28 protein-coding genes and 1 pseudogene are annotated in these 24,932 nt (G+C 69.2%); 18 read left to right on the top strand and 11 right to left on the bottom strand.

The features are described from left to right. Positions 1 to 2: 2 nt before the first annotated feature. From IE153_RS01160 to IE153_RS01145, 4 genes are read right to left on the bottom strand one after another with little or no spacing between them, the layout of a single operon-like run. The gene (locus IE153_RS01160; protein ID WP_189587664.1) at positions 3 to 944 is read right to left on the bottom strand and encodes an SMP-30/gluconolactonase/LRE family protein; all 942 of its coding nucleotides are present in this window, start codon (positions 942 to 944) and stop codon (positions 3 to 5) included. Then, positions 923 to 1,567, bottom strand: a complete 645-nt coding sequence (locus IE153_RS01155; protein WP_189587663.1) for an NADPH-dependent F420 reductase — start codon at positions 1,565 to 1,567, stop codon at positions 923 to 925. The genes IE153_RS01160 and IE153_RS01155 overlap by 22 nt, the downstream gene beginning before the upstream one ends. Before the next feature lie 43 nt (positions 1,568 to 1,610). Next, positions 1,611 to 2,615, bottom strand: coding sequence for an SMP-30/gluconolactonase/LRE family protein (locus tag IE153_RS01150; protein WP_189587662.1), 1,005 nt, complete (start codon positions 2,613 to 2,615; stop codon positions 1,611 to 1,613). A gap of 46 nt (positions 2,616 to 2,661) precedes the next feature. Further along, entirely contained in the window at positions 2,662 to 3,441 is a 780-nt protein-coding gene (locus tag IE153_RS01145) for an MBL fold metallo-hydrolase (protein ID WP_189587661.1), read from the bottom strand. A gap of 128 nt (positions 3,442 to 3,569) precedes the next feature. Between IE153_RS01145 and IE153_RS01140 the strand changes: the two genes are divergently transcribed. Together IE153_RS01140 and IE153_RS01135 are read left to right on the top strand one after the other, a co-directional pair. Then, positions 3,570 to 4,475: an AraC family transcriptional regulator gene (locus tag IE153_RS01140; RefSeq protein WP_189587660.1), complete on the top strand. Its 906-nt coding sequence runs from the start codon at positions 3,570 to 3,572 to the stop codon at positions 4,473 to 4,475. A 284-nt stretch (positions 4,476 to 4,759) separates the two neighbouring features. Next, a complete protein-coding gene (locus IE153_RS01135) occupies positions 4,760 to 6,031 on the top strand; it encodes an aldehyde dehydrogenase family protein (RefSeq protein WP_189587659.1) in 1,272 nt (423 codons plus the stop codon). A 19-nt stretch (positions 6,032 to 6,050) separates the two neighbouring features. Here IE153_RS01135 and IE153_RS01130 read toward each other — a convergent pair whose 3' ends face one another. After that, positions 6,051 to 7,721 (bottom strand): FUSC family protein, encoded by a 1,671-nt coding sequence (locus IE153_RS01130; RefSeq protein WP_189587658.1) that lies wholly within the window; start codon positions 7,719 to 7,721, stop codon positions 6,051 to 6,053. Positions 7,722 to 7,970: 249 nt separating this feature from the next. After that, positions 7,971 to 9,035 carry a Glu/Leu/Phe/Val dehydrogenase dimerization domain-containing protein gene (locus IE153_RS01125; protein ID WP_189587657.1) on the bottom strand — a complete coding sequence of 355 codons (1,065 nt, stop codon included), beginning with the start codon at positions 9,033 to 9,035 and terminating at the stop codon, positions 7,971 to 7,973. A 72-nt stretch (positions 9,036 to 9,107) separates the two neighbouring features. On the opposite strand from IE153_RS01125, the gene IE153_RS01120 reads away from it, so the two are divergent. Beyond that, complete coding sequence (locus IE153_RS01120; protein WP_229828613.1) at positions 9,108 to 9,608, top strand: winged helix-turn-helix transcriptional regulator; 501 nt, start codon at positions 9,108 to 9,110, stop codon at positions 9,606 to 9,608. A gap of 142 nt (positions 9,609 to 9,750) precedes the next feature. Here the strand turns inward: IE153_RS01120 and IE153_RS42680 are convergent, their stop codons facing one another. Beyond that, complete coding sequence (locus IE153_RS42680) at positions 9,751 to 9,861, bottom strand: helix-turn-helix domain-containing protein (protein ID WP_189587656.1); 111 nt, start codon at positions 9,859 to 9,861, stop codon at positions 9,751 to 9,753. A gap of 576 nt (positions 9,862 to 10,437) precedes the next feature. Between IE153_RS42680 and IE153_RS01110 the strand changes: the two genes are divergently transcribed. From IE153_RS01110 to IE153_RS01080, 7 genes are all read left to right on the top strand, one after another. Next, entirely contained in the window at positions 10,438 to 10,965 is a 528-nt protein-coding gene (locus tag IE153_RS01110; RefSeq protein ID WP_229828611.1) for a MarR family winged helix-turn-helix transcriptional regulator, read from the top strand. Between the two features lie 137 nt (positions 10,966 to 11,102). Beyond that, positions 11,103 to 11,555, top strand: coding sequence for a nuclear transport factor 2 family protein (locus IE153_RS01105; RefSeq protein WP_229828609.1), 453 nt, complete (start codon positions 11,103 to 11,105; stop codon positions 11,553 to 11,555). Positions 11,556 to 11,657: 102 nt separating this feature from the next. Then, positions 11,658 to 12,470, top strand: a complete 813-nt coding sequence (locus tag IE153_RS01100; RefSeq protein WP_189587655.1) for an alpha/beta fold hydrolase — start codon at positions 11,658 to 11,660, stop codon at positions 12,468 to 12,470. Between the two features lie 220 nt (positions 12,471 to 12,690). Next, on the top strand, positions 12,691 to 13,137 hold the full coding sequence (locus IE153_RS01095; RefSeq protein WP_189587654.1) for a hotdog fold thioesterase: 447 nt from the start codon (positions 12,691 to 12,693) through the stop codon (positions 13,135 to 13,137). Positions 13,138 to 13,326: 189 nt separating this feature from the next. Next, on the top strand, positions 13,327 to 13,977 hold the full coding sequence (locus IE153_RS42675; RefSeq protein ID WP_368858380.1) for a transposase: 651 nt from the start codon (positions 13,327 to 13,329) through the stop codon (positions 13,975 to 13,977). Between the two features lie 324 nt (positions 13,978 to 14,301). Next, positions 14,302 to 14,703 carry a tautomerase family protein gene (locus tag IE153_RS01085; RefSeq protein ID WP_189587652.1) on the top strand — a complete coding sequence of 134 codons (402 nt, stop codon included), beginning with the start codon at positions 14,302 to 14,304 and terminating at the stop codon, positions 14,701 to 14,703. Between the two features lie 151 nt (positions 14,704 to 14,854). After that, a complete protein-coding gene (locus IE153_RS01080; protein ID WP_189587651.1) occupies positions 14,855 to 15,775 on the top strand; it encodes an alpha/beta hydrolase in 921 nt (306 codons plus the stop codon). 633 nt (positions 15,776 to 16,408) lie between these two features. Here IE153_RS01080 and IE153_RS01075 read toward each other — a convergent pair. Together IE153_RS01075 and IE153_RS01070 are read right to left on the bottom strand one after the other, a co-directional pair. Next, entirely contained in the window at positions 16,409 to 16,663 is a 255-nt protein-coding gene (locus IE153_RS01075) for a hypothetical protein (protein WP_189587650.1), read from the bottom strand. A 108-nt stretch (positions 16,664 to 16,771) separates the two neighbouring features. Then, complete coding sequence (locus tag IE153_RS01070) at positions 16,772 to 17,911, bottom strand: PucR family transcriptional regulator (RefSeq protein ID WP_189587649.1); 1,140 nt, start codon at positions 17,909 to 17,911, stop codon at positions 16,772 to 16,774. Positions 17,912 to 17,997: 86 nt separating this feature from the next. Here IE153_RS01070 and IE153_RS01065 point away from each other — a divergent pair, with 86 nt between their 5' ends. Together IE153_RS01065 and IE153_RS01060 are read left to right on the top strand one after the other, a co-directional pair. Next, positions 17,998 to 19,053, top strand: coding sequence for a ferredoxin reductase (locus IE153_RS01065; RefSeq protein WP_189587648.1), 1,056 nt, complete (start codon positions 17,998 to 18,000; stop codon positions 19,051 to 19,053). Positions 19,054 to 19,060: 7 nt separating this feature from the next. Beyond that, positions 19,061 to 20,179, top strand: a complete 1,119-nt coding sequence (locus IE153_RS01060) for a fatty acid desaturase family protein (RefSeq protein ID WP_189587647.1) — start codon at positions 19,061 to 19,063, stop codon at positions 20,177 to 20,179. A 19-nt stretch (positions 20,180 to 20,198) separates the two neighbouring features. Here the strand turns inward: IE153_RS01060 and IE153_RS42535 are convergent, their stop codons facing one another. Next, positions 20,199 to 20,699 (bottom strand): hypothetical protein, encoded by a 501-nt coding sequence (locus IE153_RS42535; protein ID WP_308432113.1) that lies wholly within the window; start codon positions 20,697 to 20,699, stop codon positions 20,199 to 20,201. Between IE153_RS42535 and IE153_RS01045 the strand changes: the two are divergent. The 6 genes and pseudogenes from IE153_RS01045 to IE153_RS01020 all read left to right on the top strand — a co-directional run. Then, positions 20,695 to 20,871: pseudogene (locus IE153_RS01045) on the top strand (helix-turn-helix domain-containing protein); the annotation flags it as partial. The gene IE153_RS42535 and the pseudogene IE153_RS01045 overlap by 5 nt on opposite strands. A gap of 82 nt (positions 20,872 to 20,953) precedes the next feature. After that, the gene (locus IE153_RS01040; RefSeq protein ID WP_189587645.1) at positions 20,954 to 21,448 is read left to right on the top strand and encodes a MarR family winged helix-turn-helix transcriptional regulator; all 495 of its coding nucleotides are present in this window, start codon (positions 20,954 to 20,956) and stop codon (positions 21,446 to 21,448) included. 254 nt (positions 21,449 to 21,702) lie between these two features. Beyond that, positions 21,703 to 22,317 (top strand): DsbA family protein, encoded by a 615-nt coding sequence (locus IE153_RS01035; RefSeq protein ID WP_189587644.1) that lies wholly within the window; start codon positions 21,703 to 21,705, stop codon positions 22,315 to 22,317. 35 nt (positions 22,318 to 22,352) lie between these two features. Beyond that, positions 22,353 to 23,159 carry an MBL fold metallo-hydrolase gene (locus IE153_RS01030; protein ID WP_189587643.1) on the top strand — a complete coding sequence of 269 codons (807 nt, stop codon included), beginning with the start codon at positions 22,353 to 22,355 and terminating at the stop codon, positions 23,157 to 23,159. 2 nt (positions 23,160 to 23,161) lie between these two features. Next, positions 23,162 to 23,572, top strand: coding sequence for a nuclear transport factor 2 family protein (locus tag IE153_RS01025; RefSeq protein WP_229828604.1), 411 nt, complete (start codon positions 23,162 to 23,164; stop codon positions 23,570 to 23,572). 26 nt (positions 23,573 to 23,598) lie between these two features. Continuing rightward, entirely contained in the window at positions 23,599 to 24,300 is a 702-nt protein-coding gene (locus IE153_RS01020) for an alpha/beta fold hydrolase (RefSeq protein ID WP_189587641.1), read from the top strand. A gap of 105 nt (positions 24,301 to 24,405) precedes the next feature. Here the strand turns inward: IE153_RS01020 and IE153_RS01015 are convergent, their stop codons facing one another. Beyond that, positions 24,406 to 24,906 carry a PaaI family thioesterase gene (locus IE153_RS01015; RefSeq protein WP_189587640.1) on the bottom strand — a complete coding sequence of 167 codons (501 nt, stop codon included), beginning with the start codon at positions 24,904 to 24,906 and terminating at the stop codon, positions 24,406 to 24,408. Positions 24,907 to 24,932: the final 26 nt, after the last annotated feature.

Raw genomic sequence — 24,932 nt, 5'->3', positions numbered from 1 at the left:
CGTCAGCGGTCGAGGTGCGCGACGAGGAGGTTGGGGTCCTTGTTCGTGAGGTACGCCGCGCTGGGGACGTACACCGTGTGGCCGTGGACGGCGACGGACGTGGGGGTCTGCAGGCCGTCGGGCGCGGTGAGGACCGCGGTGTGGGTGCCGTCCGGGCGGACCAGGTCGACCTGGTTGTCGTCGCGTGCGGCGAGGAGGGTGTCGCCGTGGCCGGTGAAGGCGAAGTCGTCGATGGACGGCATGCCGGTGGCGCGGACCTGGACGGGGCCGGCCGTGCCGCGGGGGGTGAGGGGGATGCGCAGGACGGTGCCCTTGTCGAGGTTGGTCGCCCACACCGCCCCGTGGTGCAGCTTGATCCCGTTGGCACCGGCGAAGGAGCTCGGCTCGAGGGCCTCGCCCTCGGCCCACACGACGGCCTCGCCGCCTCGTGCGGGAACACGGTAGACGACGCCGTGCACGGAGTCGGTGACGTACAGCCTGCCGGTGCGCCGGTCCAGGGCGAGACCGTTGGGCAGTCCGTCGGCGGGCAGGGCGGCGATGCGGTGCGGGCGGCTGCCGGGGCGGACGGCCCAGATGCCGGTGAGGTCGGCGGTGCCGGTGGCGTAGGTGACGTAGAGGGTGCCGTCGTCCGTGCGGGCGATGCCGCCGATGAACGCCTTGCCCAGGTTGGGGGTGCTGGCCTTGGCCGGGGCGGGCAGTGTCGCCAAGACGCGAGGACGGCCGCCCGGAGTGACGCGGACGATCTGCTGGGCGAAGGAGAAGGTCAGGTACGCCGTTCCGGCGTGGTCGACGGTGATGTTCTCGGGCTGCTGCGAGGCCGCCAGGTCGAAGTGGTTGGCGACGCGGGGTGCCGTGAGGGGCTCGGTGGCCGCGGTGGCGGTGGTCGCGGAGGCCAGCAGGGCCGCGGCGGCAGCGAGTGTCGTCAGGGAGGTGCGCAGGTGCATGGGGTGGTCCTCCTGGTGGGGGATCGGTGACGGTTCACCGCCGGCCCGTGGGGGTTGCGGGCCAGCAGGTGGGTGAAGGGAGTTGCGGCCGGGCGCTCAGGGGGCGACGATCTTGACGGTGCTGGCCCAACTGTGGCGCGGGCGGCCTCGTCGTCACCGGCGATGAAGACGTCGAGCGGAGCCCCGCTCACCTGTCCGGCGACCAGGGTGGTGGCGAACGTGGTGTTGAACGCCTTCACCACGTGGGTGCCCGGCGCGACGGCCTCGGCGATCTCTTCGGCGGCGGAGGTGCCCGGGGCGACGACGAGCGCGTCGAGGGGGGCGTCGACGGGGTTGCTGATGTCGATCAGCACCTTGCCGCTCAGCCGTACTCCGTAGGCGGTTGCGAGCTCCTTGGCGGCGTCGAAGGGGACCGCGAGCACCACGATGTCCGCGGTGTCCACGGCCGATGCGTCGGCGGCGGCGATCCGGCCTGCGCCGGTAGCCTGCACGCGCAGTTCGTCGACGAGTCGTACGGCCTTGCCGGGGTCCCTGGTGGTGACGGTGACCGTGTGTCCGCCCACCAGGGCGCGAGTGGCGATGCCGCGGGCCATGTTGCCGGCACCGACGATGGTGATCTGCATGAGAGTGGTGTCCTTTCTGGTCCTGCGCTGTGCCTGGTGTCTGTCAGACGTGGACCCGCACCACGTTGAACGGGAGCTTCGGGTCGGCGATCTGGAACTGGAAGTTGACGATCAGCAGGTCGTGGCCGTCGACGGCGGCCGTGGAGGGGCTGTGCATGCCGTGGCCGTGGATCGTGCGCACGAGCCCGGCCTTGGTGTAGTCGTGGCTCAGCTTCAGGACGCTGATCTGGCCCTCGGGGTGGTCGAGTTCGGTGACGGCGGTCAGGGTGTCGCCCCGCAGCAGCAGACCGTCGCCGGAGACGCCCCTGGCGCCACCGAGGTCGATCGGGACGACCCGGTGGGTGTTGAGGTCGACGCGGTAGAAGGCGTAGTCGTTGTAGTCGGCGAGCAGGACGTAGCGGCCGTCGCCGGTGACCACCAGGCCGTTGCCGTTGAAACCGTCGTCGTAGACCATCCGGGAGTTGGTGAGGTCCACGCCCACCTGCAGCGGCTGCTGGACCTTCTCGCTCTTCAGCTCGGCGGCGGTGATGTGCCACAGCGCTGGGTGGATCGAGTCGGAGATGTAGGCGTCGCCGTTGGGGGCGAGGGCCACGTCGTTGAGGAAGGTGTCGGTGCGGCCGGTGTCGAACACGTGCAGCAGGGCGCGGGTGCGGGTGTCGTAGACGAAGACCTTGCCGGTGGCGCCGCCGGCGACGATGAGCCGCCCCGCCCGGTCGGTCTTCATCCCGGCGACGGAGACGCGCCCGTCCTGGCTGCCGGGCAGGAACACCTGGGTCGCGCTCTGATGGACGTCGCCGCGGTAGATGGTGCCGTCGCTGGTGCTGCCGACGTAGAAGAAGGGCGTGCCGCTCTGGCGGGCGATGCCCTCGGGGTAGGTCTTGTCGCCGGGGATCGTGTAGCTGGTGGGCAGGTGGCCTCGGTGGTGCGGGAGGGGCGTGTGGGAGAGGTCGCCGCTGGGGGCGGCGAGGGCCTGGGCAGCGCCGCCCAGGACGAGAAGCGAGGCCACCGCGACGGCTGCGGCACGGGTACGGCGAAGACGGACTGACATGGCAAGTCTTTCTGAATGGGCGAGAGTTGAGGAGGGAGTCGGAGGCTCAGTGACCGGCGCCGAACAGGGACCGGTTGGCGATGTCGATGATGAACGGGCCGACATGGGAGGGGTAGCGGTCCACGATCGCCTTCTTGTACGCCTCGCCGTCGTCGCCGAGCAGTTCGCGGGCGTCGGCGAGGTACTGGCGGATCCCGGCGTAGACCTCCGGCCCCGCGGGCAGGCCGTGGCCGGCGAGGATCGTGTCGTAGCCGGTCTCGGCGGCCAGTGCGTCGACGGCCTGCTGCCAGCCCGTGATGTCGTTGTTGCCCATGTAGAGGTGGACGTCGTTGTAGACGAGGTCCTGGGCGATCAGGACGCCCTGGTCGGGCAGCTTGACGAGGAGTTCGTCTGCGGCCTCGCCACCGGAGACGGCCTCGAAGACGAACCGGACGCCGTCGATGACCTCGGTGCCCGGGGTGATGCCCACACTGGAGGGCAGGTCGGTGGCCGGTACGGCCAGACCGCTCGGCAGCTGGGCGGCGGGGCGCGCCGCGATCTGTTCACGCACCCGGGGCAGTACGTGGACCGGCGCGCCGAAGCGGTCGGCGCCGTTGTAGTGGTCGGGGTGGGCGTGGGTGATGATCAGGCGGTCCAGCGGCTTGCCGAGGCCCTTGGCGTAGGCGACGGCCTCGTCGGCGTAGGCGGGGTTCAGCTGGGCGTCGATCACGACGATCCGGGCCGGGGTCTCGATGAGCTGCGTGGTGGCGTGGAAGGTGTCCGCGGGGGACATGTAGCTGTGGATGCGGACCGGGTCCTTGTCGAGGACCGTGACCGTGCCGTTCATGGGGAGACTCCTTGCGGTGGAGGCGGCCTTGCGTCGCCTTGACGACCTCCACTCTCGCCGCGAAACCGCAGGCAGACGAGATACGCTGAAGACCCTGCATGGTGAATCGAGGACATCTGGAGACTGTGATGGTTCCCCCGGGCCTGGACGGCGGTGATCCCTCCCGGGGAGGTGCGATTCCCCGGCTCGACTTCAATCCGCCCGAGGAGCGCGTTCCGGGCTTCGAGATCGTCGATCTCGCCACCCTGCACGAACGGCGCCGACGACGGAACCGCCGTCCCGACGCGGTCCATCGGGTGGACTTCCACACCCTCACCCTGATCACCGAGGGCAGCGGGGAGCATGCGATCGACTTCGTGACCCATCCCTGCCGCCCCGGGACCTTGATATGGATCCGGCCCGGGCAGGTGCAGCGTTTCGTCGACCCCGGAACCACCAACGGCACGCACCTCCTCTTCACGCCCGCCTTTCCGCCGCACTTCAGCAGCGCCGAGAGGCTGGTGAACGAGTGGTACGGCCCCGTGTGCTGGCAACTCGGCGCCGACCCCTCGTACGCCGTCCTGTCCGCTTTGCTGGGCCAGCTGCGTGCTGAATACGACCGCACCGGGCAGGCCGTGTCGGCGGAGATCCTCCAACTCCTGCTGGCCACCGTGCTGTTGCAGATCGACCGGCTGCCCCACCCCGACGGCGGCACCGACCCGCAGGCAGGCGGCGAGGTGTATGCCCGCTTCCGCGCCGAGCTGGAGCGCTCCTACGCCACCACCCGCCGCGCCGCCGACTACGCCCACCGCCTCGGCTATACCGTCAAGACCCTCACCCGCGCCTGCACGGCCGCGACCGGACAACCCGTCAAGCACGTCATCGACGGCCGGGTCGCTCTGGAGGCCAGGCGGCTGCTCGCGCACACCGACGAGCCGGTGGCGACCATCGCGCGCCGCCTCGGTTTTCCCGAGCCCACCAACTTCGGCAAGTTCTTCACCCGCCACACCGGTGCGACGCCCGGCGCGTTCCGGCTGGTCCACCAGGGCCGGTAGCCGAGTCGGCGGATCGCCGCTCAGTCGGTGCGGCATGACCGGTGGTCGGGTGGAAGCAGGAATGGGAAGGGGCGTCAGGACCGTGGACGAGCATGCGGAGATCTCGACGGGTCGGGTCCTTAATCCCCGGGTCAGGGCCGGTGGACTTCTCAGCGTCGACATCGCCATGAGCCGTTCACGCGTCCCCCGGCACTGCCGGGGCGCAGACGCCGAACAAGATTGTTGAACGATGCTACGATCCTGCTTTTAGGTTGCTGCGGCATTCGGACAGTGAGAGGAAGCCCGTGACAAGCCACGAGGACCACCGAGCACCCGCGTCCTTGGATGTCGTGCGTGCCTGCGCCATCCGAGCCAAGCAGGGCGGCACCGCTCTCATCGGTGCCTCGGACGCCGAGATCGACTCGGCGCTGCGTGGCATGGCGGAGCGTCTGGGATCGGCGCAGTCGGCTCTCATGGCCGCCAACGAGAAGGACCTCGCGGCTGCCGTCTCCGTGGGCATGTCGTCCGCACTGCAGGATCGCCTGCGACTGACCTCGACGCGGTTGGAGGCAATGGCGGCGGAGCTGCGCACGCTGGCGGACACCGCGCACGAGCCGAGGGACAGGGTCGTCGAGGTGCGTCCGGACGGCCTCACTCTGTTGGAACGCAGGCGTCCGGTCGGGGTCATCGGCGCCAACTTCGAGGCTCGTCCGAACGTCACGCTCGACATCGCCTCCCAGCTCCTCAAGTCACGCAACGCGGGTGTGCTCCGCACGGGATCGGCTGCGCTCGGCTCGTCCCGGACGCTGGTGGATCAAGTGATCGCACCGGCGCTCGCCGACGCGGGGCTGGATCCTGACGCCATCCAGCTGGTGCCCAGCGAAGACCGCTCTGCGGCCTACGCGCTGGTGGCCCTGCCCGAGCTGATCCCGCTGGTCATCCTTCGGGGGAGTGGCGACAGCACGCGCGACCTCGGCCAGGAAGGCGCACGTCACGGTGTGCGGACCCTCGCCCATGCCGACGGCGGCGGAGTCCTGTACGTGGACTCGGCCGCCGCCGAAGCAGCAGCGCACCGGCTGATCGCCGACAGCCTCGACCGCCTGGGCGTGTGCAACCGCCTCAACCTGCTGCTCATCGACCGGCCTGTGTACGAGGAGCGGCTGCCCGGCGTTCTTCAGCTCCTGCACCGCCTGGGCATCACCGCTTCTCTTCCCCCGCACACCCATCCGCGCGGATTCGAATGGGCACTCGACTCGGAGCGTGCGGCAACCGTGACGATCGACGCCGCCGACGGTCCGTCGGACGCGGCGCGGATCGCGAACGAGGAGACGTCCGGGCTGGCTGCCGCGATCGCGACCGACGACCCGGCCGCCGCTGCCCGGTTCATTGATGCTTATGGCGGCTCCGGGGTTTTCTGGAATTCCCCCACGCGACTTCTCGACGGCTTCAAGCTGCTGCGACTGCCGGAGACCGGTATCAACATTGACCGGGTTCCCGGTCCGCGTGGGCCGGTGAGCTTCCGCGATTTGCACTTGCGGCAGTACGTGGTCGTGCCCAGCGCGGAGAATCTCGGCTAGAACCCGTTGGCTGCCCCGGTCATGCGAGCGCGTCCTGCCCAGTGGTGCCCGCGTCCTGGCCCAGGGATGCCAACCTCTGACGTCGTAGTGCCTCGGCCAGCGTCTGGTGTCCGGACTGCTCGGCGTGCACGACTCTGTCGCTGGGCAGGGCGCGCTGCCACCACTCGCCGGCTGCGGTGTCGGCCGAGGCGCGCAGTTCGACCAACGCGGCGCCGAGGCGACGTCGGGAGGCATTCAGCGCGCTGGACACGGGATCCGGCTCGGCGAGGAGAACCGCCGCGTGTTCCTGGGCGTGCTCGACGGCGGTGAGCGCGTGCTCGAGGCGGTCGCCTGCGCGCCGGTTGGTGACCGCCAAGGCTGCTGCGAAGCCGACGAGCGTGCCGACGAGAGTGTCCGTGATCCGTCCGGTGATCAGTTGGACGGAGTCCTGGGTCCGGGCGAACTCGGTGATGAGCAGGGCCATCGGGGTGACGCAGACGGTATGGAGCCAGTAGTTGGGGCCGATCAGTGCCGCGGCGGCGAAGCAGAAGGCGAGGAAGCACAGCACGAGGGCCGCCGGATGCAGGTGGGCGAGCGGAACGATCGCGGCGAAGGCGAGGACGCCGATGAGGTTGCCGACGACCCGCTCAACTGCTCGTCGTCGGGTGAGCGTGAGGTTGGCCTGGTACAGGGAGGCGGCGGTGACGAGGGCCCAGTACGGGCGCCCGATCCCGAGGGCGAGGGAGGCGTATCCGGCGAGCGCGCATCCGATCCCAGTGCGCACCGCGAGGGGGGCGAGCAGATTGTGCCGGCTCCACCAAGCCGCCCGTGGCGACGCGGTCGTCTCGGCGTCGAGGCCGAGGAGTTCCTCGCCTTCCGGCACCGGGTGGCCGACGTACGGGATCGGGCCCGAGCCGCGCAGGTTGCGTGCCCACGTCTGCAGACGCTCCGGGTCGGTATCCCCAGGGGCGGTGACGGCGACCTCGGCGCGCGCGACGAGCCGTGTGAGTGAGCGGCGTGTGAGGTCGCTTCGGGCGTCGGCGGCCGGCAGGCATTGCCAGGCGGCCTGCACAGCTGCCGCAGCGGCGGCGTGGGCCTTGACCTGGACCTCGGCCGTTCCGCTCACGGCGACGTACGCGGCGACCGTGTCGAGGGCGTGGGCGGTGGCGCGACGCTCGGGTCCGTGGGGGCGCAGCAGGCCGGGCGCCATACAGACCAGCCAGGCCCAGACACCCCCCAGCAGGGCCAGCCCGATATGGCCGGGGACCTGAGCGGGAGCCTGAGGCAAGAACAGAGCGGTCGAGCTGATGAAAGTGAGGACCACACTCGCGGGCGGTCCGATGCGGGTGGCGTCGCAGACGGCCTTCTGTAGGGCGGCCATGAGAGCGCCGACACCGACCAGGACAGCTGCATTGGTGGTGAGCGCCGCTGTGAGCAGCGCGACGGCGAGGCCACCGACCATGCCGAGCGCCACCCAAGCCAGGGCCCGGCACCGGGCAGCGTAGGGGCGGTTGTGGCAGTACAGCGCGGACATGGCACCGGCTATCGGGTATATCGCCAGGTCGAGCCTGCCCAGCACGAGCATGGACAGAGCGGGCAGGGCGGTAGCGGCGAGCACGCTCAGCGCGGGCTTGAACCAGATGTCGGAGGGCCGGGCGCATCGCAGCACCCCGGCGTGGGCCACGCGGCGCAGGGCCGCACGCGTACTCATCGATTCTCTCCGTGAAATGCGCCGTCGCCCGTAAGAGGGGCGATCGGCGCTTGGGGGTGTCGTGCCGCGCGGTGAAATGCGAGCCGCGAGGGGGGCGAACGCAGCCGGCTGTGAGCCTGCGCGCCGGGGCAAGCACCGAGATCGGAAGAACAGTTCTCAGATGCCGGCGCGCGAGCACGACCCGGCGGGCGAGGGCGTTCGCGGCAGAGAGGCGTCCCTCGACCGGCGGGCCGGTCGTCGAGCAGAGCGTTATCGCCCGGCGGCGGCCAGAGCGCGCTCCGCGATCCGGTTGGCGGTTGCCAGGGTGGTCGTCGCCTCTTCGGTACTCCGCCGGAGGATCTCGGCGGTCGTCGACTGAATCGACCTCAGCCGGTCCCGGGACTGCTCGGGGCTCAGGTGGTGCAGTTCGACCCCAGTCCCGTACATCACGCCGCCGGCGTTGGCCACGAAGTCGGGGGCCCAAGCGATTCCTGCCTTGGCGAGATCGGCGGCCACCTCGTCGGTGGCCAGCTGATTGTTGGCCGAGCCGACCACTGCGCGGCAGCGCAGCGCAGCCGCCAGCCCACTGGTGAACACTCCGCCCAGTGCGCATGGCGCCAGGATCTCCGTCTCCAGCGTGTAGGCGCCGTCGAGTTCCACCCACTGCGCTCCAGCCGTCTCCGCGGCTGCGCGACGGGTGATGTCGATGTCGGTTGCCCTGACCTGGGCCCCTGCGGCCACCAGGCGTCGGGTGAGTTCCTCGCCCACGGCTCCGAAGCCGACGACCACGACGTCCCGGCCCTTTAGATCGGCGGCACCCCACAGATGCTCGGCGGTGGCCAGCATCGCGTGCTCCACGCCCGCGGCCGTGCCGAATGTCGTCGCACCCAGTCCCTTTTCGGTGGTCGAGTAGCCGCCGACGTACGGCGTGCGGCGACGGATGCGAAGCATGTCGGCGGTGCTGCTGCCGACGTCCGGAGCCACGTGGTACGCGCCGTCGAGATCATGCACCACTTCGGCCAGGTCCATCAGCAGCCCGTCGCGCAGCGCCTCGTCCAGTTGCTGCGGGCCGCCGGGAAGCAGCGGTACGACAGCCTTGCCGCCGCCCGTACCGTTGCCGACGGCGGCGGCCTTGTACGTCATGCCGCGGCTCAGTCGAAGGCAGTCGACGAACGCGTCGGCCGGGGACGCGTAGCGGGTTATGCGGACGCCGCCCACCGCGGGTCCAAGACGGGTCGAGTGGACGGCGATCATCACAGGGAGGCCGGTCCGGCGGCCTGACCGGACCACCACCTGCTCGTGATCGAGAGTTGCTTCCAGGGCTGCAGCTGACATGGGGAACCTCCAGAGGTGGGCGGGATGCCTGACTTAACGTACCTTAAGTCAGGCTCCTCGTAGAGTGGAGTGGTGACGTCATCCCTGATTGGCCTGCTGGCCGACCGCGACAGCTGGCGGTCCGAGCGCTGTTCCGCCGCTCGTGCCCTGGAGGTGCTCGGCACCCCGGCGAACCTGCTGGTGCTGCGCGAGGCGTTCTACGGCACGACGTACTTCCAGGACTTCGTGCGGGAAACCCCGCTCAGCGAGCCCGCGATGTCCAAGCGGCTCAAAGAACTCGTGGACGTCGGGCTCCTGACCCGGGTGCCTTACCAGGAAGCCGGCCAGCGCACACGGCACCGCTACGAACTCACCCCGCCCGGCGAAGAGCTCATGGTTGCCTTCTTCGCCCTCATGGAGTGGGGCGACCGGCATGCCGCCCCTGACGGAGGTCCGGTACGTCTGCGGCACCGGGATTGCGGGGCACAGGTTCACCCACGGCTTTCCTGCGCCGAGGGCCACATCCTGCCGCCGGGCGAGGTCGAAGTGGTCGCGGCACCCGCCCTGCTGAGCACCGTGGCAGCCGACGACTGATCGATGCCCCGAGCACCCCTGCCCGCCTGGCGCACGAGCGTCACGTCCTAGCGGACCAGTCGAACGCGATGACGGAAGCGTTCAGTCCGTCGACTGTCTCGACGTCGCGGCCGGTCGGCTCCTTCCACCGATCGAGGCGGTATCAGGCGCTGTTCGGATGGATGTGCAGCCGACGGGCGGAGGCGCTCACGGAGTACCGGCATTCCGAGTAGGCCCGTACCGTCTCGGCCGGCTGCGGGTGCCGCCGCGCCACCCCATCGTCGGTTGGAGGACAGCCTCGAACCGGCGCTTGCCGGCGTTGAGGATGGACATCAGCCGGTCACGTTCGAATTCGACGACCCGATGCTCGTCGGTCGTGCGCGCGACGGAGCTCCTGGGCGTCCCGGAGAGCGACCGCGGCGCCGGCGAGTCCGGTACGTGGGATGCCGACGCCCCTCCTCGCTGCAGAGTTGATCGTCTCGACCGCTGCACACATCTGCGACACGTCGAGGCCCTGAGCGACGAGGACGTCGTACTCCTCGTGGTGCATGCAGGCGACTCGGTCACTTGTCTTGTTCAGGAGCTCCACCAGGCGCTCGCTGTCCAAGCCCGGTGACACAGATGACGCTGAAAGCGTCGTCGAGCTGAAAGCCGAGTCCGGTGGCGGTGGTGTCGTTGCGAGGCGCTTTGCCCATCAGTTGGTCGAGCGACTCCCGATCGAGGGTGAGCAGGACGGCCTGACCTCCTCCGTTCCAGGCAGGCTCCAGCGGAGCCGATCACCTGGCGGTCGGACTACGTGGTTGCGCGCACATGCGCCTATCCTGGAAGGCGGCATCCGGGAGGGACCATCATGACCGACAAAGCGTCCGCGACTGCCGCCACCACAGTGAGGGCGGGCGACGGACAGGCTCGACCGAAGGCACCGTTCGCCGCGACCCTCGCCGAGATGGACGGTCGGTGCAACTGCACAGCCAGCCGACGGGCGACCCGGTATCTGACTGCCGCCTACGACAAGGCGCTGACCCCGGTTGGGCTACGGACGACGCAGTTCAACATTCTGCACCGACTGGCACTGGGAGGCCGCACAACGATCACGGCACTCTCTCAGCGGATCGCGATGGATCGCACGACCCTCGCGACGAATCTCAAGCCGCTGGAGCGCGAGGGCTTGCTCGTCGTCCGGTCTTCGGACACCGACCGACGCGCTCGCGCAGTCGAGATCACGGAGGCAGGTCTGAAACGTCTGGAGGCGGCGGTGCCCCTGTGGAAGGCCGCTCAAGATCAGTTCGAGAGCACGTTCGGCGCGTCCGAGGCCGCTGAACTGCGAGCGGCGCTGCGGGCGGTGCTGGAGACGGGCTTCGACCCCTGGGCTGAGTGACGTCTCGGCGCATGCGTGCGGCGCTGTCGCGGCGCCACCCGTGCACATCGGCTTCACACGACTGCAGGGGCTAGCGGCGAAGCCAATACGAGCATATGCTCCCTTCTGTTCGAACGAGCAATGCTCCCTTTCCCTCAATGATCCGACTGCCGGAGACCGAGATGCAGAACGAGAAGATCCTGGCGGCGCTCGAGACCGCTTTCACCGGTTACGAGACGAACGACCGCGGTCCGTTGGTCGCGCTGCTGGCGGACGATTTCCAGTTCGAGATGTCGGACTCGCTGCCGTACGGCGGGGTCTACACCGGCGCGGCCGAGTTCACGGCGTTCTGGAAGGAGGTCGGCAAAGAGTGGCAGTACTTCCGGTACGAGGCCCACGAGATCATCGACGCCGGCGACACGATCGTCGTCCCGGTCCGCACGGATGCCCTGTCGATCCGCGGCATCCGCATGTGCAATGAGCACCTGTTCCTGTTCAAGGTCCGGGACGGCAAGGTTGTCTTCGGCCGGCTCTACGCAGACACGGCGCGCGGCCGGGACGTGATGGCGGGCCAGGAGCCGCGCCGCTACCCGCGGGCGACGCTCGCCTGAGCAGGCGATCTCGCTCCTCCCCAACCTGACGACTCCTCTCCCATCGTCAGCGATGCAGAGTCACCGTCGGGACCCAATCACGGTCGTTCAAGGAGAACCGCCATGACCGAACCCTCAGCCGGCATCACCTCCGTGGAAGAGACACCTGTGATCGCTCGTCGCACGGGCCAGGGCCCTACGGCGCTCGTCGTGCTTCCCGGATTCCTGGACGACGCCACTGTCTGGACCGTGTTCGCCGATCTGATCGCCGGGGCCGGCGTAGATGTGGTGCAGCTCGAGCCTGCCGGAGTCGGTGGTCGTGTGAACGCATCCGGCCCGTTCACCCTGCGGCGCATGGCCGAGGACGCCGGCGCGGTCGTCGACTCGCTCGGCAAACCCTGTGTCGTCCTCGGCCAGAGCATGGGAGCCCAGGTGGCCGAACTGGTGGCCGCATCGCGCGGTGACGCCGTGCAAGGGCTGATCCTCCTCACACCTGTGCCTCTCGCCGGCACCCGTCTTCCCGACCCGGACATCGCACCGTTCCGGGCACTCGGTGGGAATTCCGAAGCCCAACGCGCGGTCCGCTCACAGTTGACGGTGGCCCCGTCAGCCCAAACGATCGACCTGCAGGTCGCAGCGGGGGCCCGCATCCCGCCCGCGGTTGTCTCCCTGCTCGCCGACGCGTGGAACGACGGCGACCCCGCCGGAGAGGCGCCAAGTCGCTTCCAAGGACCGGTGCTCATCGTCCGTGGGGCAGGAGACGGCTTCGTCACCGACGACCTTCTCCAGCAAGTCACCCCGCGATTCAACGAACCGGCGACGGCCGTCATCGATCGCGCCGGGCACTGGCCGCACACCGAGCAGCCGAAGGCCCTCGCCGAGACCGTGCTGCCCTTCGTCATCCAGGCGGCCGCCCGGGCGACATCGCGCCTCTGACCCCGGCCAAGGTTCCACTGGCGCAGTCACGCCCTACCGCACTACACCTTGCAGCCACAGTGAAACCGTCGCGGGAAGGCTGTCGGCTCCCGCCGAAACGCGTGGCGTCAGGCCCCTCAGACACCTTGGACCAAACCACCCACCGTGCATGCCCGACCGCCTCCCCGCAGCACGACATCACGAGCAATTCCCACGCCATGATCGGAGCCGTATGGTCCGTATGGGCAGTGACAGCAGCACGCAACTCCAGCCCGAATCTGCAGACCTGGGCCCTTTCGCCAGCGCCCTGGTGGACCGCCTGGGCATCAACCTCGTCAAGGCGACCGCGCAGTGCGTTGTCGGCACGATGCCCGTAGAGGGCAACACGCAGCCCCACGGCCTCCTGCACGGCGGTGCCTCCCTCGCCCTCGCAGAGACCCTGGGCTCCGTCGGCGCCATGCTCCACGCCGCCCCCGACCGGATCGCGCTCGGCGTCGACATCAACGCCACCCACCATCGCGCCGTCGGCTCAGGCAGCGTCACCGGCGTGGCCACGCCCGTCCACCTGGGTCGCTCCGCCGCCACGTATGACATCGTCATCAGCGACGAACAAGACCGCCGCGTATGCTCCGCCCGACTCACATGCATGCTGCGCCCGGCGCCCGACACCGGGGCCGGCACCAATTGATCCTCGAAGCTTGAGCCAGATCGTTTCCCATGTCCCAGCCGGCCAATCGAGGAGCGCGTTCATGGCCTGACGACGTCTCGGACATCGGCGACACCGCTTCGTCCGCTGCCGTGTAGTCGTTGATCGCAGAAGGGCCCATGGGAGCAGGACGGCGCCCTGCGCACTGATGAAGTGCCAGAGCTGACCGGCATGGTGAACCTGGCAGGGCACGCTGGACGGCAGCCGGATCATCGTCCGCAGCGAGCGCACTCACCCCGGCGTATGGGTCGTCCCACTAGACGAGGCCATGCGCCACGAGGTCTCCTCACCGACACCCCCGACGGCAAAGGTTCCCTGTTATCTGGAGGTCCGCCACCGGAGCGCACGCCCGCGTCGAGGACCGCGTCCGCTGCGCCAAGACCACCGACTTCACCCTTCCCCTCCCGCCACTTCCAGATCAACGCCTCCCGGCTTGGGCTGTCCGTGACCGCCGTCGATCTGAGGGCCTGGGCACGGGCCCTCTTGCCGAACGGCGAGTTGGCCACCGGCGAACCGAAGAAGCTCCGCCACCGACTGCTACATGCAGCCGCCCGCATCACGGGCAGCGGCCGTCGCCTCCACCTGTGGATCGCCGTCGCCTGGCCTTGGCGCTTTGAGCTGGCCAACGCTCTGGCCCGCCTCGCGGTTCGGCCCAGGCCGGCCACCTGTACGGCGACGCTGTTCTGCCCGCCCCTGACCCGAGGAACCCTGGAGAATGCGACCCGCGCCTCGGGCCCCAGCCACGCCCGCCTGCCGACGATCCGCCGACGACCACAGCAGCCAACCCAGCCCAGCCGACCGAACCGAAAGGGGGGAGGCTAACGATGGCCGGGTGGGCGGGTGAGAGCCCGGGGTGGCCATCGCGCGGGTACAACGACGCGAAGTCCTCCTTCCGCCACAGCCTGATGAGGCGGTCCCGGACCCACATCGCCGTCGTGCCTCCTGGATTGCTCGCCCGCGCGACCTGCGCGGTCAGGGGTGCTGCAAGGGCTCGTCGCTCGAGACCTCTTCGCGGGATGCATCGTCGGCAGGACGGGCAGGCAGTCCTCGCCTCCTGCAACAGCGGCTTGCAGATCAACCAGGTACGAGCATATGCTCCTATTGGTGGTGGCCGCCGGCCTACCACAGCCGATCGGAGGTTTACTCATGCCCGTCTTTGAGGCTCACGTCCCGGCCGGACGCTTCTCTGTCGAGAAGAAGCGCGCCTTGGCGGACGCTCTGAACCAGTCCCTTGTCCAGGGCCTGGGGATCCCCGCCGGGGACCGCTTCATAGTGATCACCGAACACGGTGAAGGGGAGCTGCATCTGGACCCGTCCTTCATGGAGATGGAGCGGACAGAGGACGCCATGATCATCTCTGTGCTGTTCGGGGCGCACCGTCCGCTCTCGGACAAGCAGAAGGTCGTGTCAGCGATCAACCGGCTCGTTGTGGACGCGCTGGGCGTGTCGCCGGACGACATCTTCGTGGCGCTTGTCCCTGTACCGAACGAGAACTTCTCCTTCGGCCGGGGAGAGCTGCAGCTGGCGAACGGGGCGCCGCAGTGGTGACCGGACCACCCACTCGCCCCGAGGATGTGCCGGTCACGACGGGGATGAGTGATAGCCGTGTCGTGGAGGCTTCGAGAGCTGTGTCCACCGGGCTCGATCGGAACGACCAGTCCCGGCTGATCGAACTGCCTTCAGCCACTGGGGCGCAGTCGTGACCCGGCGGCATGAGGTCGAATTCCCTGGGGAGGATGGCAATACGCTGGCTGCCTGGCTGTACCTTCCCGCGCGGCCGGGGCCAAATCCGGCGGTCACCATGGCCCACGGGTTCGCCGCGACTCGAGAGCACGGGCTGGACCGGTTCGCCCGCGTATTGGCCGATGCGGGGTTCGTTGTGCTCGTCCATGACCATCGCGGTTTCGGCGGGAGTAGCGGCGTACCGCGGCATGACGTGGACCCCTGGACTCAGATCGCCGACTGGCGACGTGCGGTCTCGTTCCTTGAAACACGGCCCGAGGTGGATCCGGAGCGGATCGGAATCTGGGGAACCAGCTATGCGGGCGGGCATGCGGTCATTCTCGGAGCGACCGACAGCCGTCTGCGCTGTGTTGTCGCGCAGGTGCCGACGACCAGTGGTTTTGAGCAGAGCAGACGGCGCGTGCCGGCCTCGGCAGTCGCACAGTTGGAGAGTTCCTTCTGCGAGGACGACCGTGACCGCTTCCGCGGGGAGCTGCCCGCGCGGATCGCCGTGGTGGCCACGGCGCCCGGGATGCCCGCGGCGTACGACGACCCCCAGGCAGTCGCCTTCTACACCCAGCCCGCCGCGCAACACGCCTGGACCAATGAGCTCACCCTGCGTTCTTCTCGAACGGCACGGATGTACGAGCCGTCGATGTGGATCGCCCGGGTCTCACCGACGCCGCTCCTCATGATCGTCGCCCTGCAGGATGTGATCACCAACACCGACCTGCAGCTCGAGGCTTATGAGCGCGCGCTGGAGCCGAAGAGTCTGGTGACCGTGCCGGGAGGGCACTTCGCGCCGTACGACGCCCAATTCTCGGTCGCTTCTCAGGCTGCCGTGGACTGGTTCCTACGTCACCTCGATGCGCACGGCCATGACCCCCGAACTGAGTAGGCCCTTACACGTGACGCCCGCCGCCGGGTGTTGAGGAACGCGCATCAATAGTCCCGCCATTCCTACGGTGGCTTGCGAAAGCGCGAGGTTAAGCAGCGACAGTCCGGCACAGACTCCGAGCAGTCGGCGGTTCCAGACCCTGCCCCGCAAGACCCGCATCCTGCGGCGGCGGCCTGTCAGATGATCTCCGGCTCGGACTGTCGTCGCCGACCGGGCCAGTACGCCTGTCGCCGTTCATGCCAGCCCCTTTGAGCTGCTGCTTTGAGAATATGCAGTTTCAGAGGGTTGGGTGCGGCTGGGTTGCAGCACTCGAACGGGGGAGGTGGGCTGGGGCAGCTCCTTTGTGTCCTTCGCTCGGAGCTCCTTGAGTGTGACGATCTGTTGCCGCAGGCGGATCTCGGAGTCCGGAGTCTGTCCGCGTGCTCTGACCGGCGCGTAGAAGTCGTTCTTGAGGTCCGGGTGACGCTGGGTGAGCGCGTTGCGCGGTTACGCCGGCTTCCTGGGCCAGGGCGACGATCGTCAGCGCGCCGTCGGAGTGCTGTGCGGTTCCTTGCAGGATGCGGTCCTGGCCGCGCGGACGCAGGTCGCGGCGTTGGTCGATGTGCACTGCCGCAGGTCAGAGCCGCGGGGCCTTCATGTCTCCGGCTTCTGACCGTCCTGCAGTCCCTCGAGCACCACCAAAGAGCCGTCCTGCTCGAACCGCAGCAAGCGGGGCCGGGGAGTTTCCCGGGCCGCGTCGGGCTGTGGATGAAGCTCGCCGTATCGCTGATGGTAAAAATCAACCGCTTGGTGGAGGGAGCATCCTCGTGCCTCACGAATCGTCTTCACCGCGAGGATGCTGCGCCCCTCCAGGATGTCGCGATCCACACTCTCCGGCAGTTCTGCCACAGGTCCTCCCCGATCCGGCATCGCAGTAGAGCAACCGCGGGCCCTCCGGTCAACTGTGCTTCGTTCCCGGACCGCTCGCGGACGCGGACGCGGCCGGTCGAGAACGCGTCAGCCGACCCGGAGACCGACCGCCAGCGTCAGTTCAAGGACCCGGTGGGGCGACGCGAGATCCGGGAACAGCTCCCGCAGCTGCGCCATCCGGTACCGGACGGTCTGGGGATGGATGAACAACGCCGCCGCCACCTCCTCCCGCCTGCCCTGGTGCAGCAGCCACGCCCGCAACGTCTCCTCCAGGCGCCGCGCGGTCGTGACGGGCAAGGTCCGCAACGGTGCGAGGGCTCGGGCCCGCAGGTCCGCGTACGCTTCCGCGTCGGCGCTCATCACCAGCTCGGGCAGGTGGTCCTCGGTGTCGCGAATGTCAGTGGAGAGGGAGCGCGCGCGTACGGCCCGTTCGTACGAGGCGGACGCACGCGTCCATGGCCGGGCCGGGCCGACCACGGCGGTGCGGTCGGCCAGCCGCCTCAACAGATGTGATCGGTCGGCATCGGGCACGAGCAGCACGCCCAGGGCGTCCGGCAGATCGTCGAGGACGAGCGTGCTCGGGTCGAGAGCGCGGTAGGCGGGCCGGGCCTGGGCGGCGGGCAACAGGACCGCGGTCAGCGAAACCGGAGGCTGCCACCCTGCCCGTTGAGCGGCGGCCAGCAGCGCGTCCGGGCTCGCGCCGGTGAGGAGGTCGCGGACCAGTTGTTCCAGGTGGCGCTCATGAACCCGGCCCCGGGCGGCCAGTTCGTCGGCGTGGCCCGCGGCGCTGGCGGCGGAGAGCTCGTCGATGTAGGCGAAGGTCAGCTCGGCGAACTTGGCGACCTCGGAGGCGGGCAGGCCTGCGGGTACGGCACCCGCGGCCAGGCAACGCCAGGCCACGCGGGCGCCGACGCGGTAGGCGCTGAGCAGGGCGTCCATCGAACGGCCGTCGCGCACCTCGCCGCGGCCCAGCTCGTAGGCCGCGTCACCGGCGTCGCCGCCCGTGGCGTTCCCGCTCGCCACGTCCAGGTAGTGGCCCAGGGCGGTGCGGACGGCTCGGCGGATGGTGCCGCCCATGCTGCCCGAAAGGGCGTTGGCGTAGGAAGGGACCTCGTCGATGATCGCCTGGACGACCTCGTCGGCGGTGGTCTTCAGCGCGGCACGAAGCGCGGTGACCGTTGTCTCATCCAGGGCCAGTTCGGTGGCCCTCCGCTGCACATGGCTCATATTTTGTTCCCTGCGAACAATTCGGCCGACCAGATTCACGTCCTACGAACAGGACTTTACGCGCTGAGGCGCATCAAGCTGGAGTCATGACGAGTGCAGCCCTCCGCAGCAGGGCGTGGAAACTGCTGGAGATGGTCACGACGCCGCTGCTGCCGTCGGACTACCTCGACCTGGTCAGCCCGCTGCGTACGGGCGCCGACCTGCGTGGGCGCATCGAGGCCGTGGAGCCCGAGACGCGTGACGCCGCGACCATCGTGATCAGGCCGGGCCGGGGCTGGCGCGGCCACACAGCCGGTCAGTACGTGCGGATCGGGGTCGATGTCGACGGGGTGCGCCTGTGGCGTGCCTACTCGCTCACCTCGCCGACAAACCGCCTGGACGGCCGCGTCACCATCACCGTGAAGGCGATCCCGGACGGCAAGGTCAGCAACCACCTGGTCCGCAGGGCGAAACCGGGCACGCTGATCCAGCTCGACCAGGCGACCGGTGACTTCGTACTGCCGCAGGCCAAGCCCGCCAAGGTGCTCTACCTGACGGCAGGCAGCGGCATCACGCCCGTGATGGGCATGCTGCGCGACACCGAGTTCGACGACGCCGTCATGATCCACTCCGCGCCGCAGCCGCAGGACGTGATCTTTCGCAACGATCTGCACGACCTGGTCGCGGACAAGAAGCTGCGTCTCACCGAGCTGCACACCGACACGGACGGCATGCTCGACATCGCCCGTCTCGACGAACTCGTGCCCGACTGGGCGGAGCGAGAGACCTGGGCTTGCGGGCCCGCGGGCCTGCTCGACGCCGCCGAAAAGCACTGGGCCGAGCACGGCGTCCCGGAGCGCCTGCACACCGAACGCTTCCGCCCCACCATCGTCGCCGCCGGCGACGGTGGCGAGGTCACGTTCAGCGCCACCGGCAAGACCGTCGACGCGGACGGCGCCGCGCCATTGCTGGACGTCGGCGAGGAGGCCGGCGTGCTCATGCCGTCCGGGTGCCGCATGGGCATCTGCTTCGGCTGTGTCACGCCGCTCAAGGCGGGCGCCGTCCGCGACCTGCGCACCGGCGAGATCACCGAGGCCGAGCCGGGCGTCCTCATCCAGACCTGCGTGTCCGCCGCGGCGGGCCCCTGCGACATCGAACGGTAGGAGCACTTTGACCGCCATCGACCCCACCGCCCACCTGACCGCGGAGCAGATCGAGGAGCTCGGCCGCGAGCTGGACGCGATCCGCGACGAGGTGATCGCCGGCCGAGGGGAGAAGGACGCCGCCTACATCCGCAAGGTCATCTCGGCGCAGCGCAAGCTCGAGCTGGTCAGCAGGGGCGTGCTGCTGTTCTCGTTCTTCCCGCCCGCGTGGGTGATCGGCACCGCCGGTCTGTCCGTGGCGAAGATCATGGACAACATGGAGATCGGCCACAACATCCTGCACGGCCAGTGGGACTGGATGCGGGACCCGAAAATCCACTCCACCACCTGGGAATGGGATCACGTCTCTCCGGCCGACCAGTGGAAGCACTCGCACAACGAGCTGCACCACACGTACACCAACGTGATCGGCAAGGACAACGACCTCGGCTACGGCATCATGCGCGTCGACGAGGACCAGAAGTGGCACCCGTTCCACCTCGGCCAGCCGCTGTGGAACTTCATCAACGCCTGCTTCTTCGAGTACGGCATCGCAGCCTACGACCTGGAGCTCGGCAAGAACCTGCACAAGCGCCGCCGCAAGAACCCGGAGTTCCGCGCGCGGGCCAAGGCCGTGGGCCGCAAGATCCGCAAGCAGGTGCTCAAGGACTACGTGATCCACCCGCTGCTGTCGGGCCCGTCGTTCCTCCCCACGCTCGCCGCCACGTTCACCGCGAACCTGGTCCGCAACATCTGGTCCCACTCGGTGATCATGTGCGGACACTTCCCCGAGGGCGTGCAGGTCTTCGAGCGCCGGTCGATCAAGGGCGAGACGCGCGGCCAGTGGTACCTGCGCCAGATGATGGGCTCGGCGAACATCAGCGGCAGCAAGGCCATGCACTTCATGACCGGCAACCTGTCGCACCAGATCGAGCACCACCTGTTCCCGGACCTGCCGAGCAACCGGTACGCCGAGGTCGCGGTGAAGGTGCGCGCGCTGTTCGAGAAGTACGAGCTGGAGTACGTCACCGGGCCGCTGCCCAAGCAGGTGTTCTCCGCGTGGCACAAGGTCTTCCGGCTCTCACTGCCGAACAAGAAGCCCAAGCTCAAGACCCCGGAGCGCGAGCAGGAGTTGGTCGCGGCCTGATCCCCGCCATGGGTTCAGATCATTCGGCGGTACCGGCGGTACCGGCGGCTCCGCCGGTTTCGGTGAGATCCGTTGGAAGGGACGAGGCGTCGACGAGGTTGCTCAGTTCCTCGGCGAGCCGGGCGGCAAACACCTTGGTCGGCTTGCCGACCTCACCGCGGAACCGGGTGGGCATGGGCCCGGGCCGCTGAGCACGAGGCGCGCGTTCAGCGGCCGGCACCGAACAGGGACCGGTTGGCGATGTCGGTGATGAACGGGCCGATGCGGTCGGGTACTTGTCGACGATCGCTGCCTTGTATGCCTCGCCGTCGCCGCCGAGAAACTCGCGGGCATCGGCGAGGTAGCGGCGGACCTCCGCGTACACCTCCGGCCCCGAGGGCAGGCCGTGGCCCGCCAGGATCGTGTCGCAACCGGACTCGGTGCCCAGTGCCTCGACGGCCGTTTCCCAGCCGGCGATGTCGTTGTCGCCCAGGTAGAGGTGGACGTCGCTGTGGACGAGGTCCTGGGCGATCGTCGTCATCGACGGCCGCGTCGCCCTGGAGCCCCAGCGTCTGCTCGCCCACACCTACGAACCGGTGGCCACCGTCGCGCGCCGCCGCGGCTTCCCCGGGCCGACCAACTTCGGCACGTTCTTCACCCGCCACACCGGTGCGACGCCCGGCGCGTTCCGGCTGGTCCACCAGGGCCGGTAGCCGAGTCGGCGGATCGCCGCTCAGCCGGTGCGGCATGATCGGTGGTCGGGTGGAAGCAGGAATGGGAAGGGGCGTCAGGGCCGTGGACGAGCATGCGGAGATCTCGACGTCGAGCGACGCCGCGAACAACGCGCTGATTCTGGCCTTCGGGCGCTTGCAGGGGGCCGCGAACCGGCTGGAGTACATCCTGGGGCGGGCTCTGGAGGTGGAGTGCGGTATCAGTCATCTGATGTTCGAGGTGCTGCTCATCCTGGGCAGGGCGGGGGAGCCGGGGCTGTCGATGCGGGCCGTCGCGCAGGAGCAGGTCCTCACGACAGGTGGTGCCACGCGTCTGGTGGACCGTATGGAGGCGGCCGGCCTGGTCGAACGCGTCGAGGATCCGGGTGACCGGCGCGGGAGGCTGGTGCGCCTGACGCCGCGCGGGGAGGAGACCACGGTCTCCGCGTCCCGCGTCCATGTGGAGAACATCAGGCGCTACTTCCTGGCGCCCCTGCCGGTGGAGGACCGGGACCGGTTCGCCGAGGACCTTCGCATCCTGAGCCACACCGCACGGGACACGCTGCCCCGGCTTCCCTGAGGGCTGTGCGGCCCCTTTCCCGGTGCCCGTCTGCACTCGAGTCGCTGGACTGGCGACAGCCTCGACGCCGAGCGGCACTCCATGTGCCACTCCTTGACTCCGGCTGCCCGCCCAACTCATGAGCCGCGCCGACACGAGGATCAGGATCAATCGTCTGACACTCGATCTCAGGAATACCTGACTAGTCAGGTACTGTTGCCCTCGGTGAACCGCTCGCGCCAGGCGAGCACCCCACCCCTGTGCCGAGGTCTTCGATGCAACTCGCCTACGCCTTCGACGCCTACTGCGGCTGGTCGCACGGGTTCTCCCCGACCCTGCGCGAGGTCGTCTCCCCTCACCCGGACCTGTCGGTGGAGGTCATCTCCGGCGGCTTGTTCACCGGCTCACGCCGCGTCCCGATCCGCGCATTCGGATATGTCCAGGGCGCCAACGCCCAGATCGCCGAGCTCACCGGCGCCCGGTTCGGTGAGGGGTACGACCGGCTGATCGCCGACGGCTCGTTCGTGATGGACTCCGAGGCCGCCGCACGCGGCGTCGCCGCCCTGCGCCGGGCGGCGGCCCCCGACCGCATGGCGGAACTGGCCGGCGCCCTCCAGCGGGCCTTCTACGTCGACGGCCTCAGCCTGTCCGAGGCCGCCACGTACCGGAAGGTCGCAGAAGAGGCCGGTCTGGACACCGACGCCGTCGTTTCCACCTTGGAGTCCCCAGAGGCGCACGACTCGGCGGCGGACGACTTCCAGCGCTGTGCCGAGCTGGGCGTCACGGGCTTCCCCACCCTGCTCGCCGTCGACGGCGAGCACGTGGCCGTACTGGCCCGCGGTCGCGCCACCGCCGACGAGGTCGGCCGGCGCCTCGCCGCCCTCTCCTGACTGTGCAGTCCCCACCCACGCAAGGAGCACCCAGCATGAGCACCCTCTCCTTCACGATCTTCGACCTGAACTTCCCGGCCGGGAGCAAGAACAAGACGGCCACTCTCGTCACCGGCGAGAGTGAGGCGCTGCTGGTCGACGCCGCCTTCACCCGCGCCGACGGCCACCGCCTGGCCGCCGAGATCCTCGACTCGGGCAAGAAGCTGACCACGGTCTACGTCAGCCACGGCGACCCCGACTTCTACTTCGGCGCTGAGGCCCTCGCCGACGCCTTCCCCGACGCGAGGTTCGTCGCGACCCCGATCGTCATCGAGCACATCAAGCACTCCTACGAGGGCAAGCTCAAGGCCTGGGAGGCCCTCGGTCCCAACCTGCCCACCCGCCTGGTCGACCTCGAGCCCCTGACCGGCCACCTCACCCTCGAAGGACACTGCTTCGAGCTCAAGGGCGGCCCGGCCGGACTGCCCGACCGCCACTACCTGTGGCAGGCCGAGCACCGCGCCCTCCTCGGTGGCGTCCTGCTCTTCCAGCAGGAGCACGTCTGGGTCGCCGACACCCCCACCCCCGACGACCGTGCCGCCTGGGTCAAGCTGCTGGACGAGATGACCTCCCTCCAGCCGGAGCTGGTCGTCCCCGGCCACCGCCTGCCCAACGCCCCGGCCAACTCCTCAGCCATCTCCGCCACCCGTGACTACCTGCTCGCCTTCGAGGAGGAGCTGGGCAAGGCCGCCGACGGCGCCGCGCTGACCGAGGCTCTGGTGGCCCGCTACCCCGACAACGGCATGCTCATCGCCGCCCAGATCGGCGCCAAGGTCGCCAAGGGCGAAATGAAGTGGGGCTGACCATGACCGACTTCACCGTGTCCACCGCACCCGCCGACGTCGTACGCCGCCAGTACCTTGCCTCCGCGGCCGGTGACCTGGAGGCCCTGCGCACCACGCTCGCCCCCGATGTGGAATGGACCGAGATGGCCGGCTTCCCCCTGGCCGGCACCTACCGCACCCCCCATGGGGTCACCACCAACGTGATGGAGCAGCTGGGCAAGGAGTGGGACGGCTGGACCGCCCACGACGACACCTACGTAGTCGACGGCGAGAACGTCGTCGTCCTCGCCCGCTACACGGCGGCCAACAAGGCCACAGGCAAGGACATCGACGTCCGGGTCGCCCACCACTTCGTCGTGCGCGGCGGCCTGATCGTCCGCTTCGAACAGTTCGTGGACACCGCGCTGGTCCGCGACGCCCTGACCGCCTGAGCCACCTGCCAGTTGAGGACACACAGATGAACCCCACCGTCGTGCTCGTGCACGGAGCGATGCACACCCCGTGGATCTTCGCCCCCCTGCGTGAAAGGCTCAGCGCCCGGGGCATCGCCTCGCGTGCCGTGCAACTGCCCAGCAGCAATCCCGACAGCGCGGCCGCCCAGGGGCTGACCGAGGACGTCGAGGTGGTGCGCGCCGCCGTCGCGGCGGTCGACGGACCTGTCGTGCTCGCCGCGCATTCCTACGGCGGAGTGCCGACTGCCTGGGCCGCCGCGGAGTCGGACCAGGTCGCGGAGCTCGTCTACATCGCCGCCTTCGCTCTGGAAGCCGGCACTTCGATGATGGAGTGGATGGGCGGCGACTTCCCGCCCACCTGGACCCACTCGCCCGACGGCCTGGCCGTGAAGGCGGGTGACGCCGAGGAGTCCATCTTCAGCGGAGTCGACCCGACCCTGACCGCCGAGGCCGTCAAACGCCTCAACTGGCAGGGCGTGCGGGCCTTCACCGAGAAGCTGGGCGCCGCGCCCGCCCACGTGCCCCTGACGTACGTCGTGGCCACCGAGGATCCGGCACTTCCGCCCGCGGTACAGGAACAGTGGGCCGCGCGTGCCGCCCACAGCCTTCGCGTTCCGTCCGGACACTCCCCGCACCTGTCCCACACCGACGACATCGCCCAGGTCCTCGCACAGGCCGTCGTCCGGGCCTCGTCCACCAGGTCCTAGCGGGCCCGGACGGCGGGCTCCCGGCGTTCACGCATGCCAGGAGCCGGCCTCTCCGGGGGAGGAGGTGCAGGGGGCGAGGTGCCGGCGCGCGAGAGGCGCGGCCTCTCACCCCTTCGAGGGAGGCACCGGGAAGAGCAGGCAGCTACTCGTGGCGTGGGCAAGCAGTCGGTCCGTCTCGTCGACCAACTGCGCCTGTGCGAGAGCTGTTTGACGACCCTTGCTGACGACCGTGCCGATGGCGCGAACCGTCCCGGTGTCCACGGTGATCCGCCGCAGGAACTTCACCGTCAGATCGAGCGAGGTGTACGCCATGCCCTGCGGGAGCGTGGACTGGACGGCGCAGCCGGCCGCCGAGTCGAGCAGGGTGGCGAAGACGCCGCCGTGCACACTGCCGATCGGGTTGTAGTGCTCCTCCTGCGGCGTCAGCGAGAAAACCGCACGGCCTGGTTCCACCTCGTCCAGGGTGAAGTCGATCGCGTGGTTGATGGGCGGCCTCGGCAGTCGCCCCGTCTGCAGGGCGCGCAGGAAGTCGATGCCTGCCATGCGTCCGGCTGCTTCCGCCAGGGTCGCGGGATCTTCCCATTGATATGTACGTGTTCGTCCCACGGCCGAGTGCCTTCCCATCTGGCTTT

The organism is Streptomyces massasporeus, assembly GCF_014648995.1.
Taxonomy (GTDB): domain Bacteria; phylum Actinomycetota; class Actinomycetes; order Streptomycetales; family Streptomycetaceae; genus Streptomyces; species Streptomyces massasporeus.
Note: the sequence above shows the minus strand (reverse complement) of the source record. Positions and strands in the feature narration are given on the sequence as shown.